This is a genomic window from Candidatus Accumulibacter sp. ACC007 (assembly GCF_907163205.1).
GTDB classification, from domain to species: domain Bacteria; phylum Pseudomonadota; class Gammaproteobacteria; order Burkholderiales; family Rhodocyclaceae; genus Accumulibacter; species Accumulibacter regalis.
This window is the reverse complement of record NZ_CAJQUD010000006.1, coordinates 167,891-181,438: the sequence shown is the minus strand read 5'-3', so window position 1 is coordinate 181,438 and position 13,548 is coordinate 167,891. Positions and strand designations below refer to the sequence as shown.

At 65.8% G+C, this 13,548-nt stretch carries 7 protein-coding genes; 1 reads left to right on the top strand and 6 read right to left on the bottom strand.

Translation table 11 applies throughout. The features are described from left to right. Window positions 1–57: 57 nt before the first annotated feature. Window positions 58–690: an OmpA family protein gene (locus QZ634_RS14700; protein WP_291989601.1), complete on the bottom strand. Its 633-nt coding sequence runs from the start codon at window positions 688–690 to the stop codon at window positions 58–60. Then, entirely contained in the window at window positions 687–2,111 is a 1,425-nt protein-coding gene (locus tag QZ634_RS14695; protein WP_291989600.1) for a chloride channel protein, read from the bottom strand. Before QZ634_RS14695 ends, QZ634_RS14700 begins: the two co-directional genes overlap by 4 nt. A gap of 214 nt (window positions 2,112–2,325) precedes the next feature. On the opposite strand from QZ634_RS14695, the gene QZ634_RS14690 reads away from it, so the two are divergent. Next, window positions 2,326–3,108, top strand: coding sequence for a type 1 glutamine amidotransferase (locus QZ634_RS14690; protein ID WP_291866340.1), 783 nt, complete (start codon window positions 2,326–2,328; stop codon window positions 3,106–3,108). Window positions 3,109–3,179: 71 nt separating this feature from the next. Here the strand turns inward: QZ634_RS14690 and QZ634_RS14685 are convergent, their stop codons facing one another. Genes QZ634_RS14685 through QZ634_RS14670 form a run of 4 tightly spaced genes read right to left on the bottom strand, consistent with a single transcriptional unit; the run spans window position 3,180 to window position 13,523 of the window. Next, complete coding sequence (locus QZ634_RS14685; RefSeq protein ID WP_291989598.1) at window positions 3,180–8,318, bottom strand: malto-oligosyltrehalose synthase; 5,139 nt, start codon at window positions 8,316–8,318, stop codon at window positions 3,180–3,182. After that, window positions 8,315–10,159 (bottom strand): malto-oligosyltrehalose trehalohydrolase, encoded by a 1,845-nt coding sequence (treZ, locus tag QZ634_RS14680; RefSeq protein ID WP_291989596.1) that lies wholly within the window; start codon window positions 10,157–10,159, stop codon window positions 8,315–8,317. Before treZ ends, QZ634_RS14685 begins: the two co-directional genes overlap by 4 nt. After that, the gene (gene glgX, locus QZ634_RS14675) at window positions 10,156–12,288 is read right to left on the bottom strand and encodes a glycogen debranching protein GlgX (RefSeq protein WP_291989594.1); all 2,133 of its coding nucleotides are present in this window, start codon (window positions 12,286–12,288) and stop codon (window positions 10,156–10,158) included. The genes treZ and glgX overlap by 4 nt, the downstream gene beginning before the upstream one ends. A gap of 11 nt (window positions 12,289–12,299) precedes the next feature. After that, entirely contained in the window at window positions 12,300–13,523 is a 1,224-nt protein-coding gene (locus QZ634_RS14670; protein WP_291989592.1) for a glucose-1-phosphate adenylyltransferase, read from the bottom strand. Window positions 13,524–13,548: the final 25 nt, after the last annotated feature.

Genomic DNA, 13,548 nt, shown 5'->3' with positions numbered 1-13,548 from the left:
CCAGGCGACGGTGTTCAAGGAGGTCAAGCCTGGCGGCTTGCCGGACTCGCGTCGTGCTCACTCCGCATAGCGCAATTCGACCCGGCGCATCTTCCGTCTGCACTCTTCCGTCTTGCAGGTCTTCGGCGTTTTCTCGCTGCCGACGCTGTAGCGACGAATCTGGCCGCCGGGGACCCGGTAAGCGCGCAGCAGCTTCCTCACCGCCGCCACCCGCTGTTCGGCGATGGCGACGTTGTAGTTGCGACTGCCGAGGTCGTCGGTGAAGCCGATCAAGGTCACCGACGTCTCCGGGTTTTCCTTCAGGTAGGCGGCATGCTGCTGCAGCTTCGCTCTTTCGCGGCTGCTCACCGTCACCCCGCCGAGCGAGAAGTAGATGTTGTTTTCCACCTGGTTGGCGGCGGCGATCACCTTTTGCTCGAGTGTTGCAGCAGTCTTTTCCTGCGCCGTCATGGCCGGCGGGGCGGGACTCTGCGCTTTGCTTTCTTCTTGCGACTGCCACGGCAGGGCGCCGCATCCGGACAGGGAAAAGGCAATGGCCAGAACGCTGCCGCAACGCCGGCCAAGAAGCGAGCGGAAAGCGAACGCGACCAGGCTCCTGGACGCTCCCGGGCTGGCGACAGCGGGTTGGCGCGCCGGTGGCGCATGGGCGGCAAGAGCCGGCGTCGGGGGGCAAATTATCCGGGCAATCACTTGCTCTTCGTCTCCTCTGGGCCCGCGGGGGCTGTTTGCGGGTCCGTCTCTGGCGGCGTCTGGAGCGCTGCCGTCTGCTCTTCTTCGCGCGCCTTCGCCGCTGCCGTTTGCGCGCGCTGCTGGGCCACGAAGCCCAGAGCCAGCTGCTGATAGAGCTCCGGGCTGACCCGTCCGCTGACGGCCTTGGCGATCAGGGTGACGGCCATCAGGCTGATCACCATCTCGTGGCCATCGATCATTTCCATGACGATGATCGCCGCGGTTATCGGCGATTGCGTAACTGCGGCCAGAAAGGCCGCCATGCACAGCGCGGTGATCGGTACCGCGTCCGCGCCAAAGCCGAGGATACCGCTGGTACTCGCACCAAGAGCTGCGCCGACCGCCAGGCAGGGGGCGAAGATGCCGCCGGGAATGCCGGAGAAGTAGGTGACCACGGTCGCCACGAAGCGGGTGACGGGAGCGTGCCAGGGCGCCGACAAGGCGTCGCTGGAAATCAGCGACGAGGTCACCGAGTAGCCACTTCCGAACGACAGGCCGCCGCCAAGCCAGCCGATCAGCGCAATGACCAGCCCGCAGCCGCCGGCAAAAAGCACCGGACGCGCGGTGCGCCAGCGCCAGAGGACGAAGCTGGGGTGTTGCTGCGGCCAGAGCAGCAGCCGACTGAAAACCCCGCCGAGCAGCCCGCAGGCCATGCCATAAAAGACCACCGGGCCGACGATTTCGTTGAACTGCGCGATTTTCATGCGCCCGAAGTGATAGTAGTTCCCCTCGATGGCGATCGCCACCAGGCCCGACAGGATGATCGTGCCGACGAGGATCCCGGTGGTCTTCGCCTCCAGGCGTTTACCCAGCTCCTCGACGGCGAAGACGATGCCGGCGAGCGGCGTGTTGAAGGCCGCGGCGATTCCCGCGGCGCCACCGGCGAGAATCAGATCGGCGGGGGAAATTGCCCGCGAGTGCGGCAGGAAACGATGCGCGAAGTGCAGTATCGACGCTGCGACCTGTACCGACGGTCCCTCTCGACCGGCGGAAAATCCACCGAGGAGCGCCATCGATCCGACGACGATCTTGCCCAAGGCGATGCGCAGCGAAACCAGGCCGCTGACCGATTCCCCGCGCGCGGCCAGATGCGTTGCGGCGATGACCTGCGGAATGCCGCTGCCCTGTCCTCCCGGGAAGAAGCGCCGCGTCAGCCACACCGCGGCCATCCCGGCCACCGGCGCAGTGACAAACGGCATCCAGGGAAATGGCAAGCCGGGATGGTAGTTGTAGAGGTCGAAAAATGTCTTCAGCGCGACGTCGGCAAGTCGCGTGAAAGCGACCACCGCCAGGCCGGCACACGCTGCTGCCCCCCACAGGGTCAAACGGGTACGCCACCTGAAGGTGCTGAGCCTGCCGCGGAGTGGGTTCAGGTTTTTCATGGGCCTTCCGTCGGTATGGTGGGTACGCGCCCCGCGGTACCCAAGCTGCGCAGTCTAACACCTGTGCTGGCCAGTGCGAGCAGGCCGGGGAGCCGCACACAGGGCCAGGCGGAGTGCCTGTCTTTGGCTGCCCGCCTCGCCTTGCTGCTCGACATCGAGCCTCGGTATGCTAGGCTCAAAGCGTGGCAGTTTGACACTTCAATCAGGAGGTCCCATGAGCTGGCGCCCATTACGTATCGGTCTTTCCGCGCGCATCTACCATCCGCAGGCCGGCGCGACAGCGCTGCTGTCGAAGTCGCTGCACTATCTGGAGCAATCGGTTGCGCACTGGGCGATGTCGCGCGACGTAATGGTGTTCATGATCCCGGCGGTGAGCGGTGACGGTCTCGTCAATCGCAGCAGTATCCGCCTCTCGGACTACCCGGAATACCTCGACGGCCTGCTGCTCCAGGGCGGCGCCGACGTCAATCCACAAAGTTACGGCGAGGAGCCAATGCATCCCGATTGGGCGGGAGACATGGTCCGCGACGCGTACGAAATGGAACTGCTGCACGAATTCATCGAGGCCGGCAAAGCCGTTCTCGGCATTTGTCGCGGCGCCCAGGTGATCAACGTGGCCCTTGGCGGAACGCTCTACCAGGACATAGCGACGCAGATCGACGGCGCCGGAACGCACGTTCATGACGATTACGATCGTCACAGCCACGCCATTGCCTGGGACAAGGATTCCGGTCTGGCCAAGCTCTATCCTGGCAGCAGCGGCGGCAACGTGATCTCTATCCATCACCAGTCGATCAAGACGCTCGGGCGCGGCTTGAAGGTCGAGGCGCGCGGCGAGAGTGACGGCATCGTCGAAGCCGTACGCCTGCAAGGCAAACCCTACGTCCTGGGTCTGCAATGGCATCCCGAGTTTCATCCGCCGGGAAGCCCGGACCTGCTCGACAGTTCGCCGATCCTCGAGGAGTTTCTCAACGCCGCACGCGGCCGTCGCTGGTGAAGCGCTCCGCCGGCGGCGGGTGATCGGCGGGCGGTGGCAAGGCGCCAGTTTGCCACCGCCCGCCGCTCTGCTCAGGGCTCGCCCGGCGAAGCCAGCAGCGCGACCGGGAAGCTGGCCAGGATGTCGCCGATGGCCAGCTGCGCGCCTGCCGAATGGCTTTCGCCGCTGAGCAGGTTGTTCCAGCCCTCGGAGGCCAGCCCGTCGGGCAGTTCGAGCATCGTATCGGCCCAGACCTCGTTGCCCAGTGGCAGCAGCTGCTTGTCGCCGAGCAGGCGTACCGACAGCAGCGGCACGACGACGACAATGGCGCGCGCGCCGTGACGGCGTGCGTAGGCACAGACGTGCGCGGCGTGCTCGCCGCTCACTTTCAGAGGCAGGTAGTCGCCCTGCTCGAGAACCTCCGGCCAGCGCGCGCGCAGTGCCAGACTCTGCCACAGCGTGTACAGCTTGATGCGCCCGTCGCGCATGTCGCTGACCAGCGGCTGCAGGCGTTCGCGCCATTGCTCGGGCGGCGCGTCGACCAGCGCTTGCACCTGGGCCAGCAACTCGCCGCGCAGCACGAAGTCGACCGGGCGGCGGTTGTCCGGGTCGACCAGGTTGAACTGCCATAGCTCGCAGCCCTGGTAGATGTCCGGCACGCCCGGTGAGGTGACCTTGATCAGCGCCTGGGCCAGCGCGTTGATCAGGCCGTGGTGGGCGATGGTGTGCACCATGGGCACGAAGTCGGCCAGGAAGAGGTTCTTCTCGCCGGGTGCCAGAAGCGCGTGCACAAAGTCGCTGACCGCAGCTTCGTAGTCGTCGTTGACCTGCACCCAGCTGCTGTGCTCCTTGCCCTCGCGCAAGGCCTTGGTCATGTAAGCGGCGATGCGCGTCCGGTAGTCGGCGAGTTCGTCGTCGTTCGGTGACAGCAGCGGCCAGGTGCCGATCAGCGTCTGGTAGAGCAGGTACTCGTCGTTGCGCGACGGGGCCTCGCCGCCGTCGACCAGGCGTTTGCGGCCTCGATTCAGGCGGCGCCAGCGTTTGAGCATCAGCTTCCAGGCGGCCGGAATCTCGGAGAGAACGTTGATCCGCGCGCGCGCGTCCTCGGAACGCTTGCTATCGTGCGTCGAGGTGGCAAGCATGTTGTGCGGCCAGCGGACGGCACGGGCGCGTGTGGCGGCATGGAAGGCGGCCACCGATACCCCGAAGCGGCGCGGTTCGCCGCCGACGTCGTTGAGCGAGGTCAGCCGATGGTAGCGGTAGAACGCCGTGTCCTCGACGCCCTTGGCCATCACCGGTGACGACACCTGCTGGAACTTCATGGCGAAGGCCTCCAGCGGCTCGCGGTACGAGGCGCTGCAGCCGCGGGCGAGATCGGTGGTCAGCACCCCCTCGATGAAATCGTAGATGCCGGTATCGAGCAGCGGGCTGCGCTTCTTGGCCACCGCCACGGCCCACGCGATGTGGCGGCGATCGTCGGCCGACAGCTCGCCATGGGCAACGTAGCTGCGATAGACGGGGAAACAGGCGACCACTTCGATGAGCGCCTCGCGCAGGCCATTGAGGGTGAAGTCGCAGGTGTCGCGGCTGGCGTTGGCGATACGCGCCAGGCGGTTGGCAAGGACGCTGAACTCGCTCGCCAGAGCGGTGTACATGATCAACTTCTTGGCGTCGTAGGCGAGTTCCTCGAAGTCGCTGTCGACGCCCGTGAAATCGCGGTAGATGCGCGTCATGCGCCGCTCGGAGGCGGTGTCTACGAAGAGATTGTTGACCAGGTTGGCGAAGCGATAGCCGGTGGCGCCGTGAATCGGCCAGTCGTCCGGCAGACGCTCGTGCTCGGCGAGGATCTTCTCGATGACCAGATAGATCGACAGCGGCCCGCCCGGCGCCGGCAGTCTGCCGCCAGCCGCCTGTTGCAGGTGGCGGAAATACTCACCGGGGTCGAACATTCCGTCCGGATGGTCGATGCGCAGTCCCTCGACCTTGCCCTGGGCGACCAGGTCGAGAATCAGATGATGGGTGGCATCGAACACCGCCGGGTCTTCCATGCGCAGCGCGGCGAGGTCGTTGATATCGAAGAAGCGTCGATAGTTGATCTCGTCGCAGGCGACGCGCCAGTAGGCGAGGCGGTAGCCCTGCACCTGGATCAGCTCGTGCAGCAGGTCGAAGCTGGCCGGGTGCCCGGGGCGGCCGTTGAACTCGGCGAGGTTGTCGGCGATATGGTGGGCAATGTCGGCGTGCTCCTCGGAGAACGCTCCCAGGTGGCGTTTATGCACCTCCTTGTCGCGTTGCCGCTCGGCCATCTTCACTGGCTTGGTATTGCTCCGCGCAGGCAGGTGGCCAAACGCGGTGAGCAGGGTTTCCAGTTCGCCGTAGCGTTCGTGGCCCTCTCCGAGGGCTGCAGCCAGGCGTTCGCGGCGATGGCCGATGATGCGCGGGTAGCTCGCCGGGTCCACCGGCAGCCGGTGCTGGTAGTAGAAGATGCTGAACTCACCGCGCTCGGCGTCGTAGTCCAGGCGCAGTTCGCCGGCGTTGAGCACCTGCCCGTAGTGCGCGCCAAGCAGTGGCAGCAGCACCTTGCCCTTGAGGTCGCGGTTGAGGGGATCCCAGTCTATGTCGAAGAACGCCCCCCAGGCCGATGCCGGACCGTTCTCCAGGACGTCCAGCCACCAGGCGTTGTCCGACCCCATGATCCCCATGTGGTTGGGGACCACGTCGATGACCTGCGACAGCCCGTTCTCCTTGAGCGCGGTGGCGAAGTCTTCGAATTCCTGCGGCGTACCGATTTCCGGGTTGAGCTCGGAATGGCCGACGATGTCGTAACCGTGCGTGCTGCCCGGGCGCGCCCGCAGGTACGGCGAAGCGTAGCAGTGGCTGACCCCCAGCGCCGCAAGGTACGACGCCAGCGCGCCGGCCTGGGCAAAGGTGAAGTCGCGGTTGAACTGCATGCGGTAGGTCGCGCGCGGGATGACCGCCACCCGTGTCGGCGCCAGCATTTCGTTCGGCGGCGCGACCGCGGTGCCACGCTCGTTGATCAGCACTTCACCAACGGCGTTGAAGCGACCGTCTTCCGGCCAGTCTTCAAGATGCAGTGGCAGGCGACGCCGCCAGTTGGGATGCTGGTCATCGCGGCTGCCGGGAAGATTGGCCTGCTCGACGACGCCGAGAATATCCTCGGGCTGGACGACCAGCAGTTGCGCGGGCGTTCTCGCCAGAAAGGCGTGGATGGCGACCACCAGCGGCTGTGTGATCTCGGGGATCGAGAAGGGGTGCACGCTGGCCCCCTCGGGCAGCAGTTCGGCGTGCTTCAGCGCCATCAGGAAACGGGCGCGATCCTGGGCGCGGTCGACGACCATGTGGTCGAACTGCGCTTCCTCGGGGAAAAGCTGCAGCGCCGCGCGGGTGTCGATGTCGTGGCCCTTCCAGAAGCCCTGCAGGGTCGGTAGATCGTGTGTGCTGACGGCGACCAGTGCCTGACGCGGATACTCGGCCGGTGGCTTGAAGTTGCCGTCCGCGCTGCGTTCGAAAAGGAAGGGTCGGTAGGAGAGCACGCCAGCCGCCGCCAGGCGCGGCCTGAAGCCGTCCGGGACGGTGCCCAGGTCTTCACCGATGACCATGCAGCGATTGCGCTGGCTTTCCAGCGCGACGATGGCCAGCAAATCTTCGAGGGCATAGCTGACGTAGGCGCCCTCGGTCGCCGGTTGGTCAACGGGAACCCAGAACAGGCGCGCCAGGCCCATGACATGGTCGATGCGCAGCGCGCCGCAGTGGCGCATGTTGGCGCGCAGCATGGCGATGAATGGTGCGTAGGCGGCTTCACGCAGGCGGTGCGGCACAAGCGGCGGTAGCCCCCAGTCCTGGCCGACCGGGTTGAACTCGTCGGGTGGTGCGCCCACGTAAGCGGCGCCGGCAAAAGCGCCTTGCCATGCCCAGGCCTCCGAGCCACCGGGATTGACGCCAACCGCCAGATCCTGATAAAGGCCGACGCCGACGCCGCGGCGCCACGACTGCTGGCCGAGCGCGGTGAGTTGTTCGTCGGCGAGCCACTGCAGCCATGCCGAGTATTCGACGGCTTCGCTTTGCTCATCGCCGAAGGCGGCCACCGCCGGAGCCTGTGGGTCGCGGTATTCCTCGGGCCACGCGGGCCAGCCCCAGACGTCGGGGTTGTCACTCTGGAAGTGCGCTTGCAGGGCCTCGAATCGGGCGTGCAATTCAAGCGTCTGGCCGCTTTCCGCGCGGAACAGGCGGAAAGCACGCGCCCGGGCGGTGTCGTTGGCGAGATGCTGGTCGCGGAAGTGGCGGTAAAGTGCGGCCAGGACCTCGCGCTTGGCGGCCGACACTTCCTCGTAGTCGACTTCATCGGCGACGCGCAGGCGGCGCAGGCGGCCCTGGAAACGCTCGGAGGCGACCAGATTGCGCGCCGCCTCGCACTCGGCGAACTCGGGAATGGCTTCGACGTCGATGTACAGCACGTTGACGAAGCAGCGGCTGGACGGGCTGTAGGGGCTGATTCGCGTCGGGTCGTCCGGGAACAGCGCGTGCAGGGGATTGACGCCGATGACGCCGCCGCCGGCGTCCGCCGACAGATCGATCAGCGTGCGCAGGTCGCCAAAGTCACCGATGCCCCAGTTGCGCCGCGAGCGCAGGCCATAGAGCTGCACCGTCGGACCCCAGACACGGCCGTCGCGCTGCACGGCGTCGGGAAGGAAACAGCTTGGCGGCGCGACGACCAGGGTCGTCGCCACCTGTGCCAGGCCACCGCTGCCGGGTTGTTCCACTTCCAGGCGGTAGTAGCCGGCTTCGCTCGGCGGCGGCAGAAGAAGTTCGCCGCGCAGGAAATCGACTCCGTCAAGCCGCTGCTCGGCGAGTCTGGGCAGCTTGGCGGGTTCGAACTCGCCGCTGCTCGTGGTGCCGTTTTCTGCGCTCAGGATCCAGCGGTGCGGCTGGCTGGCGCGGGCGACCGGCAGCGAGACGGCCAGCGCTGGCGTTTCGCCAAGCGTGATCACCTTGACCGGCGGCAGTGGCCGCCGCCATTCGTCTTCCTGCAAGCCCTGCAGCAGTGCCGCCGGGTCGCCATCCGCGGGGAAATGCATCGCTGCCAGCAGGGCGCGCAAGGTTTTCTCCGAGGTGGCGTGCGTCTTGCCCCAGACGTCGTCATAGCCGGCGCTGATGCCGCAGTACTCGGCAAGTTGCGCCAGCGCGCCGCGGCCGTTCTCGTTGGCAGCGCTCATGGACGGTCTCCGAGGTGCAGATGCCAGGCCACCGACCACGCCGGCAGCTGGCCGCCGGCCAGCGCGTCGGCGTCGAGATTGGCGGTCGCGAAGAGCAGCTGTCCGCCCGGCGGGGTGACCGCGAGCGGCTCGTCGCCGAGATTGGCGAGCAGGGTCAGCAGACTGCGGTCGCCGAGGGTCCAGTTGATCGACAAGGTGCGTGGCGAGAGGAGCTGCAGCTGCGGGTCACCGTTACCCATGCCGGCCAGGCGTGGCACGATCCACTGGTGACGTAGGGAGAGCAGTTGCCGGTGCAGTTCCAGGGTGGCACGGTGGGGCGCGCGGTCGATCGCGCTCCAGTCGAGAACGCCGGCTTCGAAAGTCGCCAGCGCGTTCGGATCGGGAATGCTTGCGCGTACCGCCGGATCGGCAAAACGCGCAAAGCGCCCGAACTCGCGGCGGCGGCCCTCGGTAACCAGGCGCGCCAGTTCGGGGCCGAAGTCGCAGAAGAACTGGAAGGGCTGCGCGGTCGCAAACTCCTCGCCCATGAACAGCAGCGGCGGCTGCGGCGCGAGCAGCAGGACGCTGGTGACGGCCTCCATGGCCACCGGCGAAGCGAGGTGAGCGAGACGCTCGCCGAAGGCGCGGTTGCCGATCTGGTCGTGGTTCTGGAGAAAATTGATGAACGCCGCCGGCGGCAGGTGGGCGCTCGCTTCACCGCGCAGTTCGCCGTGCGCAAAGGTCGATGCTTCGCCCTGATAGGCGAAGCCTTCGCTCAGGCAGCGACCGAGAAGGCGCGCCGGCTCGGCCGCGTAGTCGCTGTAGTAGCCGTCGGTTTCGCCCGTGGCCACGACGTGAAAGCAGTGGTGGATGTCGTCGTTCCACTGTGCGGTGCCATGCACCAGGCGGCCGGACTCGTCGCGGGCGAGGTAGCGCGCCTGATTGCGCTCGTTTTCGAGCACCATGTGCACGTGCCGTGCGCGTCCCGGCACCGCCTTGAAGGCGGCGGCGAGTTCCTCGATGATGTCCGGCGAGCTGTCGTCGCAGATGGCGTGGATGGCGTCGAGGCGCAGGCCGTCGAGATGAAACTCCTCCAGCCAGTAGAGGACGTTGTGCACGAAGAAGTCGCGTACCGCACGGCTGCCCTCGCCGTCGAAGTTGATTGCCGCACCCCAGGGGGTTTCGTGGCGCGGGTTGAAGAAGTCCGGCGCGTAGGCGTGCAGATAGTTTCCTTCCGGACCGAAGTGGTTGTAAACCACGTCGAGCAGGACCATCAGGCCGCGTTCGTGCGCGGCGGCGATCAGGCGCTTGAAGTCTTCCGGGCGACCGTACGCGGCATCGGGTGCGAACGGCAGGACGCCGTCGTAGCCCCAGTTGCGCTGCCCCGGAAAATCGGAGACCGGCATGATTTCGAGCGCGGTGACGCCGAGTTCGACGAGATAGTCGAGGCGCTCGATGGCGCCGGCGAAGTCGCCGGCCTTGGTGAAGCTGCCGATGTGCAGCTCGTAGATGACGGCTTCCTCCCACGGCCGACCGCGCCATTCGCCGTCGGGCCAGTCGAAGGCGGCTGGAGCGACGATCTCGGAGGCGCCATGCACGTCTTCCGGGTTGTAGCGCGAAGCCGGGTCAGGTACCAGCAGGCCGTCAGGCAGCTTGAACAGGTAGCGGTTGCCGGCTTGCGCTTCGGCGACGGTGAGCTCGAACCAGCCGCCCGCGGCAGCGGTCATCGGCAACTCGGCGGTGCCGTCGAGCTGTGCGAGTTGCAGGCTGACGGCGTGTACGCCGGGCGCCCAGAGGCGAAAGCGGACGCCACCCTGGTCGAGCAGCTCGGCGCCGAAGGGCATGCTGTGCTGGCGCTTCATGATTGCTTCCTTTGCATCAGGAGAGCCAGCGAGCGGCTCTCGAGGGGGTAGGTGTCGCCGCCCTGGAAGACGCCGTCGGGCTGCAGGCCATTGGCGACATGGGTATCCAGGACGCTCTGCCATTCGCAGGCCTCGGCTAGTACCGGCAGGCGAAAGTCGATGTTCTCGTGATGGCTGTTGAAGAGGAGCACAAAGTTGTCGTCGTGTACGGGACGACCGCGTCGGTCACGCTCCTGCATCGCTTCGCCGCTGAGATAGACGCCCAGGCATTGCGCGTAGCTGTGCGCCCACTCGTGGTCGTTCATCTCGCTGCCGTCGGGTTTCAGCCAGTGGATGTCCTTGAGCAGCGAACCCTCGGGGGCGCTGCCGTGGAAAAAGTTGCGGCGGCGGAAAACCGGATGCTCGCGGCGCAGGGCAATGACCCGTTGCACGAAAGCCAGGAAGTCGCGGTCGGCGGGCGAAAGATCCCAGTTGACCCAGCTGATCTCGTTGTCCTGGCAGTAGGCGTTGTTGTTGCCGCCCTGGGTACGCCCCATCTCGTCGCCGGCAAGCAGCATCGGCACACCCTGCGAAAAGAACAGCGTTGCCAGCAGATTACGTTTCTGACGCGCACGCAGTTCATTGATCCCGGCGTCGTCGGTCGGCCCCTCGGCACCGCAGTTCCAGGAACGGTTGTTGTCGTTACCGTCGCGGTTGTCCTCGCAGTTGGCTGCGTTGTGCTTGTCGTTGTAACTGACCAGGTCGTGCAGGGTGAAGCCGTCGTGGGCGGTAACGAAGTTGACGCTCGCCCAGGGCTTGCGGCCGCTGTGCTGGTAGAAGTCGCTGGAGCCGGTGAGGCGGCTGGCGAAGTCGCCGATCAGGCCGCTGTCGCCTTTCCAGTGCGCGCGCATGGTGTCGCGGTAGTGATCGTTCCACTCGCCCCAGCCGGCCGGGAAGTTGCCGACCTGGTAACCGCCTTCGCCGAGGTCCCAGGGTTCGGCGATCAGCTTGACCTGCGACAGCACCGGGTCCTGCAACAGGATGTCGAAGAAGGCGCCGAGCTTGTCGACGGCGTGCAGTTCGCGTGCCAGCGCTGACGCCAGATCGAAGCGGAAGCCATCGACGTGCATTTCCAGCACCCAGTAGCGCAGCGAGTCCATGATCAGCTGCAGCATGCGTGGCTGCTGAAGGTCGAGGGTGTTGCCGCAGCCGGTGTAGTCCATGTAGTAGCGCTTGTTGTCGCCGACCAGCCGGTAGTAAGACGCGTTGTCGACGCCGCGGAACGAGAGCGTCGGGCCGAGCTGGTTGCCTTCGGCGGTGTGGTTGTACACGACGTCGAGAATGACTTCCATGCCGTGCGAGTGCAGCGTCTTGACCATCGTCTTGAACTCGCTGACCACGCCGCTAGCGCTGTAGCGGTGGTCTGGCGCGAAGAAGCCGATCGAGTTGTAGCCCCAGTAGTTGGTCAGGCCGCGCTCGATCAGATGGCGGTCGTTGAGGAAGGCATGCACCGGCATCAACTCGACCGAAGTGACGCCCAGGCGCTTGAGGTGGTCGATCACCGGCGCCGTGGCCAGGCCGGCGTAGGTGCCACGCAAGGACGGCGGCACCTCCGGATGCTTCATCGTGAAGCCGCGCACGTGCGTCTCGTAGATCACCATGTCCGGCCAGGGAATGTTCGGTGCCTTGTCGTCGCCCCAGGTGAAGGCCGGGTCGATGACCCGGCATTTGGGCATGCCGGCGTGGTTGTCTCGGCGGTCGAAGGACAGATCCTCGTTGCGGTGACCGATCTTGTAGCCGAAATGTGCGTCGCTCCAGCGCACCTGTCCGACAATATCCTTGGCATAAGGCTCAATGAGCAGCTTGTTGCCGTTGAAGCGGTGGCCGTTGGCGGGGTCGTAGGGGCCGTGGACGCGGTAGCCGTAGAGCAGGCCGGGGCGCGCCTCGGGCAGGTAGCAGTGCCAGACCAGATTGGTCTGCTCACGCAATTCGATGCGCTGCACTTCGCGGCGTCCGTTGGGGTCGAAAAGGCATAGTTCGACACGTTCGGCGTGTTCCGAAAAGAGGGCGAAGTTAACGCCCTCGCCGTCCCAGGTAGCACCGCGTGGAGTGGGAGCGCCAGGCCAGACGGCGGTGAGGGGAAGGTTCATGGGTAGCTCTCCTAAATCTGGTAACGGGTCACGTCGGGGACATCGTGGCCTTTGGCGAGGACGACCACGCCGCCTTCGCTGACGGTATAGCGGGCGCGGTCGGCGGCGGCGTCGAAGCCGATGCGCGAGTTGGGCTCGATGACGTTGTAGCGGTCGACGATCACTCGTTTCAGGCGCGAGCCGCGGCGGATGACGGTGTAGTCCATGATCAGGCAGTCGTCGATTTCGACGTCTTCTTCGACGACGACTTCGCGACGCAGCATCGAGTTGCGGATGCGCGCGTCCTTGACCAGCGAGCCGGCGGCGATTGTGCTGTCCTTGATGTCGCCGGAGAGGATGCGCGGCGACGGGCCCTGGTAAGCGCTCGAGTTGATGAACCACTGCGGGTTGAAAAGGTTGAAACGCGGTTGCGCGCCGAGGACGTCGTAGTGCGCGGCGTAGTAGGCATCGATGTTACCGACGTCGCGCCAGTAGGACTGCTCCTCGTAGTCGGCGACGCCGGGGACGTGGTTGTCGGCGAAGTTGTAGGCCAGGACCTGATGCGTCTTGATCAGACGCGGCAGAATGTGGTGGCCGAAATCGTGTTCGCCGAGTTCGTTGGCCTCGCGCAACGCCTTGAGCAGGACTTCGGTGTTGAACAGGTAGTTGCCCATCGAGCCGTAGGCGCGCGTCGGGTCGCTGAGCATCGCCGGCGGATTGGCCGGTTTTTCAAGGAAGCCGCGGATGCGGTGTCGCTTGTCAGCGTCGATGATGCCGAAGGATGAGGCTTCGGCCAGCGGCACCGGAATCGCGGCCACCGAAACGTGCGCAGAATTGCGACGGTGAAAGTCGATCATCTGGCGCACGTCCATGCGGTAGATGTGATCGGCGCCGAACACGGCGACCAGGTCCGGCGAGTGGCGCTCGATCAGGTTGATGTTCTGGAAGACAGCGTCGGAGGTGCCCTGGAACCACTCCGGACCCTCGCGCATCTGCGGTGGCACGACGGTGACGAACTGGCCGGTGTAGGCGTTCGAATTGCCCCAGGCCTTGGCGACGTGCTCGATCAGCGACTGTGACTTGTACTGAACCATCATGTAGATGCCACGAATCTCGGAGTTCACCATGTTGCTGAGCACGAAGTCGGCAATCCGGTAGCGGCCGCCAAAGGGCACCGCCGGCTTGGAACGTTCTGCGGTCAGAGGGTGCAGCCGGGAACCCTGGCCGCCGGCCAGGACCATCGCGAGTACTTTCATGGTGTTTCTCCTTTACGGGTAGCAA

Bases quoted from the DNA above. Each gene is read 5' to 3' on its own strand.
- QZ634_RS14695 (WP_291989600.1), bottom strand. From the start codon at position 2,111: ATGAAAAACCTGAACCCACTCCGCGGCAGGCTCAGCACCTTCAGGTGG.
- QZ634_RS14690 (WP_291866340.1), top strand. From the start codon at position 2,326: ATGAGCTGGCGCCCATTACGTATCGGTCTTTCCGCGCGCATCTACCAT.
- QZ634_RS14685 (WP_291989598.1), bottom strand. From the start codon at position 8,318: ATGAGCGCTGCCAACGAGAACGGCCGCGGCGCGCTGGCGCAACTTGCC.
- treZ (WP_291989596.1), bottom strand. From the start codon at position 10,159: ATGAAGCGCCAGCACAGCATGCCCTTCGGCGCCGAGCTGCTCGACCAG.
- glgX (WP_291989594.1), bottom strand. From the start codon at position 12,288: ATGAACCTTCCCCTCACCGCCGTCTGGCCTGGCGCTCCCACTCCACGC.
- QZ634_RS14670 (WP_291989592.1), bottom strand. From the start codon at position 13,523: ATGAAAGTACTCGCGATGGTCCTGGCCGGCGGCCAGGGTTCCCGGCTG.